13 protein-coding genes are annotated in these 18,533 nt (G+C 66.3%); 8 read left to right on the top strand and 5 right to left on the bottom strand.

All coding sequences use genetic code 11. The features are described 5' to 3' along the window. Positions 1–84: 84 nt before the first annotated feature. The 4 genes from ACQCSU_RS14455 (at position 85) to ACQCSU_RS14440 (ending at position 5,273) form a co-directional block, all read left to right on the top strand. A complete protein-coding gene (locus tag ACQCSU_RS14455) occupies positions 85–1,611 on the top strand; it encodes a PLP-dependent aminotransferase family protein (protein ID WP_426975978.1) in 1,527 nt (508 codons plus the stop codon). 18 nt (positions 1,612–1,629) lie between these two features. Then, positions 1,630–2,412, top strand: a complete 783-nt coding sequence (locus ACQCSU_RS14450; RefSeq protein WP_426975977.1) for an IclR family transcriptional regulator — start codon at positions 1,630–1,632, stop codon at positions 2,410–2,412. A gap of 210 nt (positions 2,413–2,622) precedes the next feature. Further along, positions 2,623–3,894, top strand: coding sequence for a hydroxyacid-oxoacid transhydrogenase (locus ACQCSU_RS14445; protein WP_426975976.1), 1,272 nt, complete (start codon positions 2,623–2,625; stop codon positions 3,892–3,894). Continuing rightward, positions 3,891–5,273 carry an MFS transporter gene (locus tag ACQCSU_RS14440; RefSeq protein WP_426975975.1) on the top strand — a complete coding sequence of 461 codons (1,383 nt, stop codon included), beginning with the start codon at positions 3,891–3,893 and terminating at the stop codon, positions 5,271–5,273. Before ACQCSU_RS14445 ends, ACQCSU_RS14440 begins: the two co-directional genes overlap by 4 nt. Positions 5,274–5,340: 67 nt before the next feature. On the opposite strand, the gene ACQCSU_RS14435 is transcribed toward ACQCSU_RS14440, so the two are convergent. Next, positions 5,341–6,066 (bottom strand): GntR family transcriptional regulator, encoded by a 726-nt coding sequence (locus ACQCSU_RS14435; protein WP_426975974.1) that lies wholly within the window; start codon positions 6,064–6,066, stop codon positions 5,341–5,343. Positions 6,067–6,121: 55 nt separating this feature from the next. Here ACQCSU_RS14435 and ACQCSU_RS14430 point away from each other — a divergent pair, with 55 nt between their 5' ends. Beyond that, positions 6,122–8,950, top strand: coding sequence for an FAD-binding and (Fe-S)-binding domain-containing protein (locus ACQCSU_RS14430; protein ID WP_426975973.1), 2,829 nt, complete (start codon positions 6,122–6,124; stop codon positions 8,948–8,950). Between the two features lie 451 nt (positions 8,951–9,401). Here the strand turns inward: ACQCSU_RS14430 and ACQCSU_RS14425 are convergent, their stop codons facing one another. The 4 genes from ACQCSU_RS14425 to xsc form a co-directional block, all read right to left on the bottom strand. After that, the gene (locus tag ACQCSU_RS14425) at positions 9,402–10,496 is read right to left on the bottom strand and encodes a YeiH family protein (protein WP_426975972.1); all 1,095 of its coding nucleotides are present in this window, start codon (positions 10,494–10,496) and stop codon (positions 9,402–9,404) included. Positions 10,497–10,631: 135 nt separating this feature from the next. Continuing rightward, on the bottom strand, positions 10,632–10,865 hold the full coding sequence (locus tag ACQCSU_RS14420; RefSeq protein ID WP_426975971.1) for a phosphate acyltransferase: 234 nt from the start codon (positions 10,863–10,865) through the stop codon (positions 10,632–10,634). 94 nt (positions 10,866–10,959) lie between these two features. Then, entirely contained in the window at positions 10,960–12,453 is a 1,494-nt protein-coding gene (locus ACQCSU_RS14415; protein ID WP_426975970.1) for an NAD-dependent succinate-semialdehyde dehydrogenase, read from the bottom strand. Between the two features lie 131 nt (positions 12,454–12,584). Then, on the bottom strand, positions 12,585–14,483 hold the full coding sequence (gene xsc, locus ACQCSU_RS14410; RefSeq protein WP_426975969.1) for a sulfoacetaldehyde acetyltransferase: 1,899 nt from the start codon (positions 14,481–14,483) through the stop codon (positions 12,585–12,587). Between the two features lie 202 nt (positions 14,484–14,685). Between xsc and ACQCSU_RS14405 the strand changes: the two genes are divergently transcribed. The 3 genes from ACQCSU_RS14405 to ACQCSU_RS14395 are packed head-to-tail and all read left to right on the top strand — an operon-like array spanning position 14,686 to position 18,391. Continuing rightward, complete coding sequence (locus ACQCSU_RS14405) at positions 14,686–15,597, top strand: IclR family transcriptional regulator (RefSeq protein WP_426975968.1); 912 nt, start codon at positions 14,686–14,688, stop codon at positions 15,595–15,597. After that, positions 15,585–16,604, top strand: coding sequence for an AAA family ATPase (locus ACQCSU_RS14400; protein ID WP_426975967.1), 1,020 nt, complete (start codon positions 15,585–15,587; stop codon positions 16,602–16,604). Before ACQCSU_RS14405 ends, ACQCSU_RS14400 begins: the two co-directional genes overlap by 13 nt. Positions 16,605–16,612: 8 nt before the next feature. After that, complete coding sequence (locus tag ACQCSU_RS14395; RefSeq protein ID WP_426975966.1) at positions 16,613–18,391, top strand: cobaltochelatase CobT-related protein; 1,779 nt, start codon at positions 16,613–16,615, stop codon at positions 18,389–18,391. Positions 18,392–18,533 lie beyond the last annotated feature (142 nt).

The following is an 18,533-nucleotide window of genomic DNA, read 5'->3' as shown; positions in this document are numbered from 1 at the left end:
GGAATTCTTGGCGAGGGAGTTCATGCTGAACTCCCTCGCTTCGTTCGGTCCTGATACTTCATCGCGCTACTTGGGAGGCGACACGTGCCACGGACACTCATAGAGATTGACCGCAGTTCCAGCGAGCCGCTGTACCGGCAGGTCCGCCGCGTCATCGAGCATGGAATCGCCGTGGGCATCTTCGATGCGCGCCGGCGGCTCCCCAGCTCCCGGGAGCTGGCCGCCGAGCTCAAGGTCTCACGCAACACCATTAACCTGGCCTACCAGGAATTGCTCACGGAGGGGCTGGTGCTGAGCCACGAGCGCCGCGGTATCTTCGTGAACCCTGAAATGCTGGCCGCGGCGGCAGTCGAGGCGCCGGCAACGGAATCAATGATCGACTGGTCCTCCCGGATGCGCCGCTACGCCGACGAAGGCGTCCCCGAGGTGGAGAAAACGGCCGACTGGTACAAGTACCCGTACCCGTTCGTGGCCGGCCAGGTGGATGTCCACAGCTTCCCCGCCACCGCCTGGGTCCGGAGCCTGCGGGAAGCCCTGTACCAGCCCCACCGTTTCGCCAGCCTCCAGGACAGCGTGGGTGCCGACGACCCCATGCTGGTAGAGATGATCCGGCGCCAGATCCTTCCGGCACGCGGCATTGAGGCCGGGCCGGACGAAATCCTGATCACCGTCGGATCCCAGCAGGGACTGGACCTGCTGGCCAGGACCCTGCTGGGCCCCCACCATCGCGTGGGCATCGAGAACCCCGGCTATCTGGACGCGCGCCACATCTTCCTGCGCACCGGCGCCCAGGTCTACGGGATCGACGTCGACCGGGACGGGCTCTGCCTCCCGGAGACACTCAGCGGCACCGCACTGCTCTACGTCACCCCCAGCCACCACCACCCCACCAACGTCACGCTGAGCATGGAACGCCGCCGTCGTCTGCTCAACCTTGCCGCCGCCTCCGGGACGGTGGTCATCGAGGACGACTACGACAGCGAGTTCCGCTACGAAGGCAGCCCCAGTCCCGCGCTGAAGGCGCTGGACTCCACCGGCGACGTCCTGTACCTGGGTACGTTCTCCAAGTTCCTGTCACCCGGTTTGCGGCTGGGGTTTTTGGTCGGCCCGGCTGAGTTGATCCGCGAACTAAGAAAGGTGCGCCGTTACCAGGTCCGCCATCCGCCAGGCCATTTACAGCGGGCGCTCGCTCTGATGATTGACAGCGGGGACTATCACCGTGCGTTGCGGCGCCACCGCCGGCAGATGAAGTCCCGCTGGGAGATGGTCAGCAGCCTCTCGGCACAATATCTGCCCTGGGATCAGGGCAGCTACCCGCCCGGCGGCGTCAGTCTTTGGGTGGAGGGGCCGCCCGGGCTGGATGCCCTGGAGTTGGTCCGCCGCGTAGAAAAGCGCGGAGTGCTCATTGAACGGGGCGATATTTATTTCATCCAGCCGGACGCACCGCGGAATTGCTTCAGGATTGGTTTTGGCGCCATTCCCTTGCGCTCAATTGCGGAGGGTCTGGCAGTGGTCGGCGAGGAAGCAAAGATCCTGCTCGGGCAGGGAGCCATCGAGGATTACGACGGCGGCCCAGGGGGCACTGCCGGCGGAACGGTCGCGCGGGCGTAGCGCCGGTAGACTGGCGCAATGACTGATCATGCGCCCGCCGGGACACAAGCAGTGGGCCGGGCGCTCAGCGTACTCAAGCTTCTCGGTTCGGCCACCGGCGAGCTCAGCGGCGCGGAAATTGCCAACGCAGTTGGCCTCTCCTCCGGCACCGCGAACCGGATCATCAGGGCGCTCGTGGCCGAGGATTTCATCGCCCGCAACCCACGGACCGACTGCTACTACCTCGGCAGCGGGACCGTCCTGCTGGGCCAGGCGGCACAGCGCGGCTTCGGGATCGATAAGATGCTGCCGCTGCTTGAGCAGCTCAACGCCGAAACCGGCGAATCGGTCAACCTGTCCATCCGTGACGGCGATGAATCGGTGGTCATGCTCCGGGTTCAGTCCACCTTGCCGCTTCGGTTCGAGCAAAGGACCGGTGCGCGGTTCCCGCTCCACACCACCGCCTCAGGAAAAGCCATTTTGGCGTTCACGCCACGCTGGGAAGACTACGTGGCAGCCTTGCCGCCGCGGCTGCAGAAATTGACCCCGCACACACTGGAAACACCGCAGGAGCTGGAACAGGCGATTGCCGCGGTCCGGAAGCGCGGCTACAGCATTGACGAACAGGAAAACGTCGACGGCGTCCGCAGCGTCGGCGCTCCGATCCTTGACAGCGCGGGGAATGCCCAGGCCGCACTGGTAGTACAGGTACCGGCAGTCCGAATGCCTAAGGGACGCGTCCGCGAACTCGGCGAACGCGCTGTCCAGATTGCTGCAGAAGCGGCCTGGTTCGTCCCTGTCAACCGGACCACTTCCCGCTAAGCGGGGAACACTTCGCCGCCGGGCTCCTGCCCGCCCCACCTGACGCGCACGGCGTTCTTCACCCGCTCCCTGCCTGCAATCGCGGGCGCATCACAACACTTAATGCTGCCCCTTTGCGGTATGAGGTACTTCACATCTGCAATGGACGGCACTACAGTGAATCCATTATGTGGGGAGCCTCCACACATAGCGACGACAAAGAGGTCAGTCATGAACGCTCCTAACTCCACCGAAACAGTTTTCACATGGGCTGCGCCCCCGCTGAACTTCGGGAATGGCGCACTGGAAGAGATCGGATTCGAGGTGGCCGCGCTTGGAGCCTCCTCATGCCTGATCATCACCGATCCGGGTGTGCGTAATACGGGCATTCCCGAGCGGGTCCAGCAGATCCTGCTGGCTTCCCGCATCAAATGCGAGGTGTTTGACCGGGTATCTATCGAACCCACGGACGACAGCATCAACGAGGCCGTAGCCCACGCCCGCCAGCGGGAATGGGACTGCTACATTGCCATCGGCGGCGGATCCGCGATCGACACCGCCAAGGCAGTCAACCTGCTGACCACCCACCCGGGCGAACTGCTGGATTTCGTCACCCCGCCGATCGGCGGCGGCAAGGCGCCGTGGCTTCCGCTGAAGCCGCTCATTGCAGTTCCGACGACGGCCGGAACCGGCTCCGAGTCCACCACCATCTGCGTCATCGACTTTCTGGGCCTCCACCTCAAGGCCGGCATCAGCCACGCGAAGCTGCGGCCGGTACTGGCCGTCGTCGATCCTTTGACCACTCTCACGCTGCCCAGCCAGGTCACCGCCGCGAGCGGCATGGACGTGCTTTCACACGCGCTGGAGAGCTACACCTGCGTCCCCTTCGACTCCAAGCCGGCCCCGGTGGACCCCAGCAAGCGGCCGGCGTTCTGCGGTTCAAACCCCATCAGTGACGTCTGGTGCGAGCAGGCACTCCGGCTGGTTGGTAAGTTCCTTCGCCGGGCCGTCCATGACGGAACCGACCTCGAAGCCCGCTACCAGATGGCGCTGGCCTCGACCTCCGCTGGCACCGGGTTTGGCAACGCCGGCACCCACCTGCCGCACGCCAACGCTTATCCCGTCGCAGGCGCTGTGAAGAACTACCGCGCCGAGGGATACCCGGAGATGCCCATGGTCCCGCACGGCCAGGCGGTTTCCTCAACGGCGGCAGCCGTCTTCCGCTGGACCTACGACGGCGATCCGGCCCGCCATCTTCGCGCCGCTGAGCTGTTGAGCGGTCAGACGTTCACCGCCACCGACGGCGCTGACGCCCTGGCCCAGGTGCTGTCCGAACTCATGACTGACATCGGGATGCCCGCGGGCCTTCGCAGCTTCGGCTACACCGAGGCTGATCTGGATGAACTCGTGGACGGCACCATGAAGCAGACTCGGCAACTGGCGGTGGTACCGCGTCCGGTCACCAGAGACGCCCTTCTCGGCATCTTCCGGGAGTCCCTGTGAGTGCCGGAACGGAGCTCCGCAGCGGCGCCGACATTGAGATCTCCAAGAAGGATCTCCGTACGGTCATCATCTCCTGTGTGGTGGGAACGACGGTCGAATGGTACGACTTCTTCCTCTACGGGATGGCGGCCGGACTGGTCTTCAACAAGCTGTACTTCCCGAGCGAGGATCCGCTGGTTGGCACCCTCCTGGCCTTCGCGTCCTTTGCCGTGGGGTTCGTGGCCCGCCCAGTGGGCGGTCTCATCTTCGGCCACATCGGCGACCGGGTGGGGCGCAAGAAGACGCTCGTGGCCACCATGATGATCATGGGCGTGGCCACGTTCCTGATCGGCGTCATACCGCCCTATGCGATGATCGGCGCCGCGGCCCCGATCCTGCTGATTGTGTTCCGCCTGGCTCAGGGCGTGGCAGTAGGCGGAGAATGGGGCGGGGCCGTACTAATGGCCGTCGAGTACGCGCCCAAAGGGAAGCGCGGGCTGTACGGCAGCTTGCCGCAAGTGGGGCTCGCCCTCGGCCTGATGCTGGGAACCGGCATCTTTGCCCTCCTGGGGGCAGTGATGAGCGGCGAATCGTTCCTCGCGTGGGGGTGGCGGATAGCCTTCCTGCTCAGTGCGGTCCTGGTGATCGTTGGGCTGTTCATCCGGCTGAAAGTCATGGAAACTCCGGCTTTTCAAAAACTCCAGCAGGCCGAGTCCCGCGCCACCATCCCTGCGTTAGAGCTCGTGAAGAACCGGGGATCCCGGCGCAACATCATGCTTGGCATGGGAGCCCGCTGGGCCGAGGGCGTGGCCTTCAACACCTGGGCCGTCTTCGCCATCACCTACGGCACCGGAACCTTGAAACTTGACCAAGGCACACTTCTGCTCTCGGTCATGGCCGCAGCCGCCGCCATGGTGGTCTTCATCCCGATCATGGGCCGGCTGTCAGACCGGGTGGACCGACGGCACATGTATACGGTGGGCGTGATCATTCTGGGACTGGCGGCTTGGCCGGCCTTCCTGCTGCTTGGCACCGGCAATGCCTTGGTGGTCGGCGGAACTATCGTTCTGGTCCTAGGCATCATCTATCCGGTGATCTACGCGCCGGAGGCCTCGCTGTTTTCCGAACTCTTCCCCACGCGGGTGCGGTACAGCGGAATTTCAGTGGTGTACCAGCTGTCCGGCCTCTTCGCCTCCGGCCTCACGCCGCTGGTACTGGTCTACTTGCTGGGCGAAGCCGATGGCGGCTTGTACTGGATCATGGCCTACATTGCCGCGGTCACTGTCATCAGCGCCGTGTGCACCATGGCCATACGTCGTCGTGACATGTACACGGAAGCGGACGACGCCGCCGTAGCGGTCGCATCGGACGAACCATTGGTTGCCGCTCCGGTCAGATAGCGTCTTGGGCGCGGGCGCCTGTCAGCCGGCGCCCCGCACTCCGTCTTTTCCGGCGGAACGTAGCCGGTCAGTCGATGAGGGCAGCCCACAGTGCGTCGGCGTCCCGACCTTCCCCCTCCTGACGCGCAGCCTCCCGCGTCAGCAAGCGGCCGGTTTCCCGCAGATGCACGGCCATCGCGACTGCCGCACCGGGCCCGTCGCCGGCCAGGATGGCCTGGACAATCGGCGTGTGCTCCGCGTGGATGCCCTGCAGCGTGCGGGACTTCTCCGCGGTGGAGGCGCCCACGAGGCGGATCGCGTCCCGGAGGTTCTCGATGGTCTGGCGCACCAGATTATTACCGGCCAGTGCCAGGATCAATCCGTGCAATCGCTGGTCGCGCAACATGAACAGCGCTTCGTCATCGGCGTCGACGGCGTCTTGCAGTTCCGCGCTCGCGGCACGCAGCGCTTCGCGGTCACTGACCGCCGCCCGCGCCGCCCGCCCGGCCGCCGGGACTTCCAGCGCCAGGCGGACGGCAAAGATCTCCACCAGTTCCTCCGGTCCGGGCATGATCACGCGGAACCCGCGGTTACGTTCGAACCGCACCACGCCGGTCTCGGCCAGCCGCAACAGGGCGTCCCGTACCGGGCTTCGGGAAACCCCTAGGTTTTCGGCCAAGGTGTAGACCGAGTACAGCTCCCCCGGAACCAGGGTTCCTTCCCTGATGGCATCCCGCACGGCTTCGATGGCGCGCTCGGTCAAGGAGGGCGCGTTGGTGACGATCGGGGTCATCTGCATGTGGGTACGTGGCATGTTTTAGCCTAACTCTCTGGACATTCTCCACTATGTGGCCTGTAACATGTTAGTCATGGTTACTTCGCTGCAGGCACCCCGTTCGCTGGCCTCCTTGCTGCGCTCGCGCGGCATCGCAGACGTCCGGGACGACGCCCTCTCCAGGGCCGCCTACTCTTCCGATGCCTCGCTGTACCGGGTGGAACCCTCCGTCGTGGTGTTCCCCAGGAGCACGGACGAGGTCCTGGCCGCGATGGAAGCGTGCCGGGACCGCGGAATCCCCCTTACCGCAAGAGGCGCAGGAACCTCAGTTGCCGGCAACGCCGTGGGCACCGGCGTCATCCTTGACTTCAGCCGGAATATGAACAAGGTGCTGTCACTCGACCATGAGGCCCGCACCGCCGTCGTCGAACCCGGAACCGTCCACGCGACGCTGCAGAAGGCGGCACTGGCCCAGGGGCTACGGTTCGGGCCCGATCCGTCGACGCACACGCGGTGCACGATCGGCGGAATGATCGGCAACAACGCCTGTGGCTCCCGCACCCTGGCCTACGGGCGCACCAGCGACAACGTCACCCAACTCGACGTCGTCACAGGGTCCGGGCAGCGACTGTTTCTGGGTCCGGACGGAACCCCGTCCACGCCGCAGACCGACGCCCTGCGCGCCCTTGTCGGAGGTGGCCTGGATACCATCCGCACGGAGCTGGGACGCTTCGGCCGTCAGGTCTCGGGCTATTCACTCGAGCACCTGCTGCCGGAGCGTCGCTTCGACCTGCGCCGCGCCCTGGTGGGAAGCGAGGGCACCCTGGCCGTGGTGCTGGAGGCCGGCGTGCGGCTCGTGGCCGACGCCCGGTATAAGACGATGGTGGTGCTGGGGTTCGAAAACATCGGTGCCGCAGGGGACGCCGTGATGCAGGTGCTTCCGTTCTCGCCGACAGCCTGCGAGGGCATGGACCGCAGGATCGTCGACGTCGTTGCGAACCGGCGCGGGGCGGCCGCGGTTCCGGATCTTCCGGCAGGGGCTGCCTGGCTTTTCGTGGAAATCTCCGGCGATGATCCGGCCGATGTGAGGGACCGCGCAGCGAAACTTGCGCTGCTGGACGCGGCCAAGGAGAGCCGGGTGGTGACTGACCAGACCCAGGCGGCCAGGCTCTGGAAGATCCGCGAGGACGGCGCGGGCCTGGCCGGGCGCTCGCCGGCGGGCGTCCCGGCCCACTCCGGCTGGGAGGATGCGGCCGTTCCCCCGGCGGAGCTCGGCAACTACCTGCGGGACTTCGACAGGCTGCTGATGCGGCACCGGCTGACCGGTTTCCCTTACGGCCACTTCGGCGACGGCTGTGTCCACGTCCGCCTGGACCTGCCGCTGGACCACCCGGGCGGCACGGTTGTTTTCCGTGAATTCATGACCGAGGCCGCCAAGCTCGTGGCAAGTTATGGCGGATCACTCTCCGGCGAACACGGCGACGGCCGCGCCCGGAGTGAACTGCTGCCGCACATGTACTCCCCTGACGCCATCCGGATGTTCGCCAACATCAAACACATTCTGGATCCGGACAATCTCCTCAACCCCGGCGTGATCGTTGACCCCCGCCCGTTGGACGCGGATGTGCGGGTCGCTCTCGCGCACCCCCTCACCAAGGGCCTGGCATGGGCCTACCACGATGACAAGGGCGATTTCAGCCAGGCCGTGCACCGGTGCACCGGCGTCGGCAAGTGCCGGGCGGATAACACCGGCGACGACGTCATGTGTCCTTCCTTTCTGGCCACCAGGGAAGAGAAAGATTCGACCCGCGGGCGCGCCCGGGTCCTGCAGGAGATGATCAGCAAAGGCGGCGCAAACTGGCGGGCACCGGAAGTCCATGATGCTCTGGATCTCTGCCTCTCGTGCAAAGGCTGCGCCTCGGATTGTCCCACCGGGGTGGACATGGCCGCCTACAAGGCCGAGGTCCTGCACCAGAGCTACAAGGGCCGTCTGCGCCCTATGGCGCATTACACCCTCGGCTGGCTGCCGCGATGGGCAGCGCTGGCCTCCAAGGCACCGCGGCTGGTCAACGCCATGATGCGGCTTCCCGGCCTGGGTCCACTGAGCCTGCGATTTGCCGGCGTGGACAGCCGGCGCAGCATCCCGGAATTCGCGCCGCAGACGTTCCACGCCTGGTTTAACTCGCGTTCGGAACCGGCCGGAGAAAGGCAGCGCACCGTACTGCTGTGGGTCGATTCCTTCACCAATTACTTCTCGCCGGAAATCGGGCAGGCCGCCGTCAGGGTGCTGGAGGCGGCCGGGGTGACGGTCGATATCCCCGCGGAGCCGCTGTGTTGCGGTCTGACCTGGATCTCAACCGGGCAGCTGGACAGCGCCCGCAAAATACTTGGCCGGACGGTGGAGACGCTCACCGCCGCGGCGGAGGCAGGCACGCCGATCGTGGGCGTGGAACCTTCCTGCACGGCCGTCCTCCGCTCAGACGCACTCGAACTGCTGGGGGCGGACGCCGCGCTGCCGGTCGCCAACGCGACCCGCACCCTGGCCGAGTACCTCGGCACCCTCCCGAACTACACCCCGCCGTCGCTGGCCGGACAGTCCGTGGTGGCGCAGCCGCACTGCCATCACCATGCGGTGATGGGCTGGAGTCCGGATGCGGAGTTACTCAAGGAGGCTGGTGCCGAGCTCGAACAACTGGGCGGTTGCTGCGGGCTTGCCGGCAACTTCGGCGTGGAGCGCGGCCACTACGATATTTCCGTCGCCGTAGCGGAACAGCAGTTGCTGCCCGCCGTCCGGGCCGCGGCGCCTGATGCCCTGGTTCTGGCCGACGGCTTTTCGTGCCGGACCCAGCTGGAAGACCTCACGGACCGGCGCGGGCTGCACCTGGCCCAGCTTCTGGACCAAGCTGCCGAGCCGCCGTCATAGCAAGGTCGCACCGACGCCCGTCTTCAACCGGCCGGTGCTACCGCTAAAGATACTTGCCGATCGCGGCGTGAACGTCGCCTGCGGAAACGACGGGATTCGAGACCTACGGTCTCCATATGGCAACGGTGACATGCTCGAACGTGCCATGTTTGTTGATTATCGAAGCGGCCTTCGCCGCGATAAGGACATTGAGCTGGCATTGGACTCGGCGACCTACAACGGTGCTCAGATACTGGCAACAGTGCTCAGATTCTGGGCCTTGAGAACTATGGGCTGGACGTCGGATGCAATGCCGACCTGGTCGTAGTCCGGCACGAAATGTTGCTGAATCGGTGGTCAACCGGCCTCAGCGAACGCTGGTTGTAAAGACGGTAGCCGACGCGCCGACAGCGCCCTCGGAGGACGGACCACCCATCAGCAGAAGTATCCGACCAGCTGGCCTTGTGTGCTCCTAGATGAATTGCACGCCGGCATATGCCAGTGCCGCGATGAGGGCCCAGGAGAGCATCGCTGCGATGATTGCCTTGCCGCTGGTTTGGAGCAGTGACCGTACCCGCACCGAGGCTCCCAGCCCGTAGAGGGCTGCGGCCAGCAGGAAGTCCTGGACCGTGCCGGCAATCTCAAGGGCCACGGGCGGCAGGATTCCCAGTGTGCGCAGAACGATCATCGCCATGAACCCGGCCACGAAGAGCGGGATCAGCGGCGGGAGCTTGATGCCGGATTCCCGTGCGCCGTTTGCCCCTGCGCCGTTCTTCTTTGCTCCCTTTGCCGTCCGGCGGCGGCGGTAACGGTCCACGAGGGCGGCTCCGGTAACCATCGGCGCGAGCATCAGCACGCGGGTGAGCTTGATGATCAGCGCTCCGGCGAGGGCGGCCGCCCCGGCCGTCTGCGCCGTTGCCACGACCTGCCCCACATCGTGGACGCTGGCCCCCACCCAGTACCCGAACTGAACAGGGTCCAGGCCAAGGGGCCCCTGCAGCACTGGCAGCGCCGCAATTGCCAGCGTTCCGCACAGCGTCACGAGCGCGATGGGAACCACGGTATCGCGGTGATCCGTTTTGGTGACCCCGCTCATCGCCCCGATCGCGGAGGCCCCGCAGATGGAAAAACCTGCGGCCAGCAGCAAAGACTGATCGCCCGGAAGTTTCAGTGCCTTACCCAGCATCAGTGTCCCCGCAAAGGTCAGCAGCACGATACCAACCACTATCCCCAGCGTCTTCCAGCCCAGCGCGGCCACATCGATGAGGCTGAGTTTGAGACCCAGCAAAACGATGCCCAGCCGCATGAAGCGCCTGGCCGAAAGCACCAGACCGGGCTGAAGGACCCCTTCCACGGCCGTACTGATCCCGGGAAGGTTCGCCGAAAGAATCCCCAGAATTACGGACACCGTGAGGAACGGCAGCACCGGGACGGCCGAGTGGATGAGCCAGGCGACGGCGACGGCAGCCGCGGCCACCGCCAGCCCCGGAAGCCGCGGGCTTCGAAATCCGGGGGGAAGACTCCCCCGGCCGCCTGTTTCAGCGGATGTGGCAATGTCTTGTGTCATAGTCGTCTGCGATCCTCCCTGAGCCGGCATGCGCCAGATACGGGCCGGATCTCCTTTCTTTCGGGACAGGCCTCATGGAACGCCCCTCGGGGCAGGAAGCTCAGGCCGCCGCCGGCGAGAGCGATTGCATGGCGCTCAGCAGACCCACGGAGATGATGTCCTCCGCGCTGCATCCCCGGGACAGATCAACGGCGCGGCGAGACCGTCCAAAATGGGTCCCAGCGCAACCGCCCCGCCCAGACGCTCGGTGATCTTGTAGCCGATGTTTCCGGCACTGACTTTGTCCACGTGCGGATGGACGGCGCTGCCGCGGGTGCTGAAGGACAGCATGGCCACCTTCGGAGTCTGCCCGGTCAGAACCCGGTGCATCGCAGCCGCCGATACGGCTATGTCCGCTCGGTATGCCTGGGGCACCAGCTTCTGCCAGCCCCACGGCAGCAGCCGGCCGCGCCTTAGCCAAGGCTTAGACGCGGGGAATAGCCATGTACTTGGTCTCGAGGAATTCCTCGATCCCGACCCGGCCACCCTCGCGGCCCAGGCCGGAGGCCTTGATGCCGCCGAAGGGCGCCGCAGGGTTGGAGACAATTCCAGTGTTGAGCCCGACCATGCCAACTTCAAGGGCGTCGCCCATGCGGAAGCCCCGGTCCACGTCCTGGGTGAAGAGATAGCCCACCAGCCCCCACGGGGTGTCGTTGGCCAGCCGGGTGACTTCCTCTTCGGTGTCGAAGGGAACTACAGGAGCCACGGGCCCGAAGATCTCCTGGCTCATGAGGTCGGATTCCGGGCTGACGCCGGACAAAACAGTGGGAGTGTAGAAGTAGCCGGGGCGGTCCGGGCGGGAGCCACCGCACACCACCGTGGCGCCCTTGGACACGGCGTCGTCCACCAGTTCCTGCATTTTAGTGAGTGCCTTCTCTTCGACGAGGGGCCCGACGTCGGTGCCGGAGTCGGCTCCGTCGCCCACCGAAAGGGCACTGAGGCGGGCGGCCAGCCGTCGGGCGAATTCGTCCGCGATGGGGCGCTGCACAAAGAGCCGGTTGGCTGCCGTGCAGGCCTCGCCCATGTTGCGCATCTTCGCGGCGACAGCGCCGTCCACGGCACGGTCCAGGTCAGCGTCCTCGAACACGATGAACGGGGCGTTCCCGCCCAGTTCCATCGAGGAGCGCATGACGTGCTGCGATGCCTGCTGGAGCAGGCGCACGCCGACTTCGGTGGAGCCGGTGAAGCTGACTTTGCGGGCGATGCCGCTGGCCATCCAGGGCGACACCACCTCCGAAGCCTTGGTGGTGCAGACCACGTTGAGCACACCCCTGGGCAGGCCGGCCTCGATCAGGATGTCCACGAGCGCCAGGGAGGACAGCGGGGCGAGGTTGGCGGGCTTGAACACCATGGTGCAGCCGGCCGCGATGGCCGGGCCGATCTTGCGGGTGCCCATGGCCAGGGGGAAGTTCCACGGCGTGACCAGCACGCAGGGGCCCACTGGCTCCTTGGAGACGAGGATGCGGTTCTTGCCGTCGCCGGTGGTGGTCAGGTCGCCGCCGATCCGCACGGCCTCCTCGGAGAACCAACGGAAGAACTCCGCGGCGTAGGCCACTTCGCCCCTGGCCTCCGGGAACGGCTTGCCCATCTCGCTGGTCATGATGAGAGCGAGCTCATCCTGTCGGGCCGTGATCAGGTCGTAGGCACGGCGGAGGATCTCGCTCCGCTCGCGCGGCGACGTCTTGGCCCATTGCTTCTGTACGCGGCCGGCGGTTTCGATGGCCCGGCGGGCGTCTTCGGGACCGCCGTCGGCTACCGTGGCGATGACCTCTTCAGTGGCGGGATTTACGACGTCGAAACGGGCCCCGGACGCCGCTTCGGCCCATTCGCCGTCGATGAACAGGCCGGTGCTGACCGTGGCGATTGCGTCAAGCGCCTGCTGCGAGGTCCGGGAGTTGGTCGTTGACTGGATACTCATGAGCGTCCTTTTCTATGGGTCGGGCCGAGAAGTCTGGCCCGGTGGCGGCCGGGTCTGGAAGAGAAGAAGGCCTGCGGAGGCCTCCACAAGGAAGACCTCCGCAAGGGTAAAACCGGAAACGAAATCAGGATTTAGACGTAGTCCTTGTACTTCTCGAGCATGCGGATCGGCTTGGCGAGGGCATCGCGGCGGAAGGGATCGCCCAGTTCACGGGTGCACATGATCTCGATGACTGTGGTCTTGCCTTCTTCCATCTGGGCGGCGAGCGCGCGCTTGAGGGCGGGACCGACCTCGTCGAGCCGGTCGACCACGATGCCTTCGGCACCCATGGTCTGGGCCATGGCGGCGAAGCTCTCGTTCTCGTTGTCGAGTTCGCCGGCCACGAAGCGGCGGTTGTAGAACTCCACCTGGTTCTTCTTCTCCGCACCCCACTGGCGGTTGCGGAAGACGATGGCCGTGACCGGGATGTCGTGCCGGACCGCGGTCAGGACTTCGCCCATGCTCATGGCCCATGCGCCGTCGCCGGCGTATGCCACTGCGGGACGGTCCATGGCCGCGGCCTTGGCGCCGATCATGGTCGGCAACGCATAGCCGCAGTTGCCGAAGCTCATCGGGGCGAAGAAGCTGCGCGGCTTCTCGAACCTGAGGTAGCTGTGGGCCACGGAGTTGATGTTTCCGATGTCGGTGGAGATCATGACGTTCTCCGGCATCGCCTTTTCCAGCTCGCGCAGCACCTGGCGCGGGGACAGCCAGTTGCCTTCCTCGTTCTTGTGCTCCTCAAGCATGTCCAGGCTGTACTCATCCGTCTCATGAGTCCACGCGGTCAGCTCCTCTTCCCAGCTTTCCTTCTCAGCCTTGATCGTGGCGGCACGCTCGGCCTTGGTGGCGTCGCAAGCAAGCGTCAGCTGGTCCAGGCGCTTGCTCAGTTCGAGGGCGACGGCCTTGGCGTCGCCGCAAATGCCGACGCTGATCTTCTTGACCAGGCCGAGCATGGTGTGGTCGGCGTCGATCTGGATGATCTTGGCTTCGGTGGGCCAGTAGGCCTGGCCGTACTGCGGCAGGGTGCCGAACGGGCCCAGGCGAGTGCCAAGGGCGATGACGACGTCGGCCTGGGAGATGAGCTTCATGCCTGCCTTGGATCCCTGGTAGCCGAGCGGTCCGGCCCAGAGCGGGTGGCTGGCCGGGAAGGAGTCGTTGTGCTGGTAGCTGTTGACCACCGGGGCGCCCAGACGCTCGGCGAGCGCCTTGCATTCCTCGACGCCGTCGGCCATGACCACACCGCCGCCGGAGACGATCACCGGGAACTTGGCGGTGGCGAGCAGCGCTGCGGCCTCGTCCAGGCTCTTGGTGCCGCCGGCACCGCGGTCCACGCGGCGCGGCTGCGGGATTTCGGCGGTGATCTCGCCGTAGAAGTAGTCACGCGGGATGTTCAGCTGGGTGGGCCCGTTTTCGGACATGGCGCGGTCGAAGCAGCGGCTGGTGAATTCTGCCATGCGGGCCGGGTGCGTCACGTGGCCCTGGTACTTGGTGAATTCCTGGAACATGGGCAGCTGCTTGGCTTCCTGGAAGCCGCCCAGGCCGATGCCCGTCGTACCGGCTTCCGGCGTCACGATGACCACCGGGCTGTGGGCCCAGAAGGCGGCGGCGATGCCGGTGACGCAGTTGCTGATGCCGGGGCCGTTCTGGCCGATGACCACGCCGTGGCGGCCGCTGGCACGGGCATAGCCGTCGGCCATGTGGGCTGCGCCCTGTTCGTGGACCACCGGGACCAGACGGATGCCGGCGGGAGCGAAGATGTCCATCGCGTCCATGAATGCCGAGCCCATGATGCCGAAAATATCGGTGACGTCATTGGCGACCAGGGTCTCCACGAAGGCCTCCGACGGCGTCATCTTCTGCAGGCCCTTGACTACTTCACGTGCGGCCTTGGCCGGGGCGCCATCGCCCTGTGCCTCAGATGCCTCCGTGACGAGCGCTTCTTCCGCGCCGTCGTCGGCAACGAATGAGGTTTCGACGGTGTCTTGGCTCATGATGACTCCTCCTCCAGGACTTCGCCTAGATACGCTAGATATATAAAAAATGGAACAAAACGTTCCTGTTTTGGTGCTGATGCCGAGATTATGACAAAAGCGCCGCAAGGTCAACAGGTATTTCAAATATTTGGAACTAGACGTACGATATTCTTGAAATAGATGCCAAAAACAGTGCGGCTTGAGCAGTGGAGGACAACAAATGGCTGAGATTCACAGGCTTGGTGACCCAGGCGTGCAGGCACCGACGGAGTTGCTCGGGGAGACGCCCACCATGCGGCTGTTCTCGCTGCTGGAACTGATCGCCACGAAGGACCAGCTCTTCACGCTCCAGGGGCTGGTGGAGGAAACGGGCACCCCCAAGCCCACCCTGCACCGCATGCTGCAGCAGCTGGAAAGCGCCGGCCTGCTGATCCGCGAAAACAACGGCCGGCACTACGGCACCGGGGTCCGCCTGCGGCGCATGGCCGAGGACCTGCTGATTAACGACATGCACCACGGCGCGCGCCGCGCGGTGCTGCGCAATCTGGTCGCGGAACTGGGCGAGAGCTGCAACGTGACGGCTGTGTCCGGCAGCGAGGTGGTCTACCTGGACCGCATCGAAACCTCCGAACCGCTCCGGATCACGCTGCAGCCTGGGTCCAGGGTTCCGGTCCACTGCTCGGCCAGCGGGAAGATGATCCTCTCCCAGCTCAGCCCGGCCCAGCGCAAGCGGCTCATTGCCGCCGCACCGCTGGAGCGCTACACGAACAAGACCGTGACGGACCCCGAGCTGATCGAGGAGGAACTCCAGCGCGTCCGCAGGGACGGCTATGCCATCGACGACGAGGAATTCCTGCCGGGCATGGTCTGCGTCGCAGTGCTGGTGCCCACCACCAACGCCGTGTCCAATCTCTGTGTCGCCGTCCAGGCGCCCGTCATGCGGCTCACTCCGGAGAAAGGGCTGAAGCTACTCCCCGCCCTGCAGCGTGCCGCGGCGGAGCTCGGCAGGATTGAGGCCGAGTCCGGTGCCGGCACCGGGGAAGCAGCCGTCGACGGCGGCAGCCCGGCCGGCACGGGCGGCACCGGCTCGGGCAGCGCTGACGCGGCGGAGGACCAGCTGTGGAGCAGTTGACACGCCTGATGCCCGATGAGATGGTCTCTGTCCGCGAGGTGTTCAACCTCGACTCGGACCTCAAGGTGGCCGCGTTCCGGGATGCCGAGGAGCACGTCCCCGAGGTTGACCCGGCATACCGGTTCAACCACGACGTCACGCTGGCCATCCTGGCCGCCTTCACCCGGAACCGGCGGATGCTGCTCCAAGGGCTCCACGGGACGGGGAAGTCAACGCACATCGAGCAGGTGGCCGCACGGCTGAACTGGCCGTGCGTGCGCGTCAACCTGGACGGCCATATCAGCCGGCTGGACCTCGTGGGGCGCGACACCGTGGTCCTCAAGGACGGCAAGCAGATCACCGAGTTCCAGGAGGGTATCGTCCCCTGGGCCATCCAGCGGCCTGTGGCCCTGATCCTGGACGAGTACGACGCCGGGCGGCCGGACGTGATGTTCGTGATTCAGCGGCTCCTGGAGCGTGACGGCAAGCTGACACTGCTCGACCAGAACAGGGTCCTGGACGTGCACCCCGGCTTCCGGCTCTTTGCCACGGCCAACACCGTGGGACTGGGGAACCTCAACGGCATGTACCACGGCGTCCAGCGGCTCAACCACGCCCAGATCGACCGCTGGAACATTGTTGCGGCCCTGAACCATCCCCCGGCGGAGGACGAGATCGGGATCGTGCTGGCGCGGGTTCCGGAGATGGACCACCCGGCCGGCCGCAAGCTGGTGGCCTCCATGGTGGCCGTGGCCAAGCTGACCCGGGACGGCTTCCGGGTGGGGGACCTGTCCACCCTGATGTCCCCGCGCACCGTGATCACCTGGGCCGAGAACATCGAGATCTTCGGCGACCCGGGCAAGGCGTTCCAGCTGTCCTTCGTCAACAAGTGCGACGAAGCCGAACAGCCGGTCATCGCCGAGTACTTCCAGCGCTGCTTCGACCGCGAGCTGGAAGCACCGCGGACGCCGGGGTATGGGCCGGCCGAACCGCAGCCGGCCGGCGCCTTCGCCGCCGCCGCGGGGTAGGGCCTCGCATGGCCTCCCTGCCGGAACAGACGGCGCAGGCGGATAAGGAACGGGCGGACACCGCCTCCCGGCACCGCGCAGCCGCATCGCTGCGCCGCCGCAAGCAGACCGTTGAACTGTGCGCCGCGGCCCTGCGCGCGCTCAGCGGGCAGGGTGGCCTGCATTTCCGCGGCCCGGTCCTCTATCGGGAAGGCACCCCGGTGGCGATGCCCGCCCCGCATCTGCACCCGGACACGGACGACGCCGCCCTGGCGTCCTTCCGCGGCGCGGCCGACGGCATGGCGCTGCGGTTGCGGCACAGCGACGCCGCCCTGCACGGCCGGCTCTGCCCGGCGACTCCCACACGCATGCTGGTGTTCGAAATGCTGGAACAGTTCCGCACCGAATCGTTGACCGATCCTGCCATGCCGGGGGTCCGGGCCAACCTGAACGGCCGTTTCCAGCAGTGGTCCCGGGAGTTCGAGGCATCCACCCAGATCGACACTGCGCTGGGAATCATCCTCTTCACCGTGGCTCTCGTCTGCCGGGCGCGGATCACCGCCGAGCCGATGACCCCGGACTTCGAGGACCGGATCGAATCGACCCGGGCCGACCTTGCCCCGTACATCGGCACCCATCTGGCCGCCCTGCGCCGGGAACGGTTCTCGCAGTCCGGCTTCGCCCGCCATGCCCTTGCCATCGCGGAGACCGTTGCGGCAATCAGCGAGCACCTGGAATCCCGGGATGCGCGGCCGGCCCGCTCCGGCAGCCGGGTGCCGCAGTTCCAGCTGCTCTTCGACCAGGACAGTAACGACGACGCCGTCCCCACCGCCGGATACGGGCACAGCGACGCCCTGCAGGCCGGCGATGGCGGCTACCGGCGGTTCACCACCGCCCATGACCGCCAGTTCCAGGCCGAAGACCTGGTCCGCGCCGAGCTGCTGCGCAGCTACCGGCAACAGCTCGACGACGACATCGCCCGGCAGGGCATCAACGTGCCCAGGCTGGGCCGGGCCCTGGGCGCGGTGCTGTCCACGGCCATCCACGACGGCTGGGACGGGGACGCCTTGGAGGGTCGGCTCGACGGCAGCAGGCTGGCCCGGCTGGTCACATCCTCCGGGGACCGCAGGGTCTTCAGGACTGAACGGATCGAACCCCGGACCGACGCCGCGGTGACGTTCCTGGTGGACTGCTCCGGATCCATGAAGGAATACAGCGCCGCCGTGGCCGCACTGGTGGACGTCTATGCGCGCGCCCTGGAGCTGGCCGGTGCGCGGTGCGAGATCCTCGGCTTTACCACCGCCGCTTGGAACGGCGGCCGGGCCGGGAAAGACTGGATCCGCGCCGGGAGGCCCGCGCATCCGGGGCGGCTCAACGAGGTGCGGCATCTGGTCTTCAAGGATGCCGACACCCCGTGGCGGCGGGCCCGCCCGGGGATTGCCGGGCTGATGAAGAAGGACCTGTTCCGCGAGGGGGTCGACGGCGAAGCCGTGGACTGGGCCTGCGCGCGCCTTCTCAACGGCGGCACCGGGAGCAACGACGCCGCCCGCCGGATCCTGCTGGTGATTTCCGATGGCAGCCCGATGGACGGCGCCACAGCGCTGGCCAACGACGGCCACTACCTGGAGCAGCACCTGCAGGATGTGGTGGCGGCGCACGAGGCGTCCGGCAGCGCGGACATCTTCGGACTGGGCGTCGGGCTGGACCTCTCGCCGTACTACCGGCGGAACATCTCACTGGACCTGTCCCGCGGAACCACCAGCGCCGTCGTCGGGCAGGTCCTGGCCATGCTGGCCGGACGCCGCTGACAACACCGAGCCTTTGGGGAAGCCGGGCCCTTGGGCGCCGGGCGCCGCTGACAACACCGATCCTGCGCCCAAACCTGCACCCGCTTAAACACAAGAGCCCGCTGCAGGACAGTGCCGCCATTGGCACTCTCCTGCAGCGGGC

Source organism: Pseudarthrobacter sp. O4 (assembly GCF_050157025.1).
In the GTDB taxonomy this organism is placed as follows: Bacteria; Actinomycetota; Actinomycetes; order Actinomycetales; family Micrococcaceae; genus Arthrobacter.
Note: the sequence above shows the minus strand (reverse complement) of the source record. Positions and strands in the feature narration are given on the sequence as shown.

Excerpts from the sequence above, each read along its gene's own strand:
- ACQCSU_RS14450 (WP_426975977.1), top strand. The coding sequence starts at position 1,630 with ATGACTGATCATGCGCCCGCCGGGACACAAGCAGTGGGCCGGGCGCTC.
- ACQCSU_RS14445 (WP_426975976.1), top strand. The coding sequence starts at position 2,623 with ATGAACGCTCCTAACTCCACCGAAACAGTTTTCACATGGGCTGCGCCC.
- ACQCSU_RS14435 (WP_426975974.1), bottom strand. The coding sequence starts at position 6,066 with ATGCCACGTACCCACATGCAGATGACCCCGATCGTCACCAACGCGCCC.
- ACQCSU_RS14430 (WP_426975973.1), top strand. The coding sequence starts at position 6,122 with ATGGTTACTTCGCTGCAGGCACCCCGTTCGCTGGCCTCCTTGCTGCGC.
- ACQCSU_RS14425 (WP_426975972.1), bottom strand. The coding sequence starts at position 10,496 with ATGACACAAGACATTGCCACATCCGCTGAAACAGGCGGCCGGGGGAGT.
- ACQCSU_RS14420 (WP_426975971.1), bottom strand. The coding sequence starts at position 10,865 with ATGCACCGGGTTCTGACCGGGCAGACTCCGAAGGTGGCCATGCTGTCC.
- ACQCSU_RS14415 (WP_426975970.1), bottom strand. The coding sequence starts at position 12,453 with ATGAGTATCCAGTCAACGACCAACTCCCGGACCTCGCAGCAGGCGCTT.
- xsc (WP_426975969.1), bottom strand. The coding sequence starts at position 14,483 with ATGAGCCAAGACACCGTCGAAACCTCATTCGTTGCCGACGACGGCGCG.
- ACQCSU_RS14405 (WP_426975968.1), top strand. The coding sequence starts at position 14,686 with ATGGCTGAGATTCACAGGCTTGGTGACCCAGGCGTGCAGGCACCGACG.
- ACQCSU_RS14395 (WP_426975966.1), top strand. The coding sequence starts at position 16,613 with ATGGCCTCCCTGCCGGAACAGACGGCGCAGGCGGATAAGGAACGGGCG.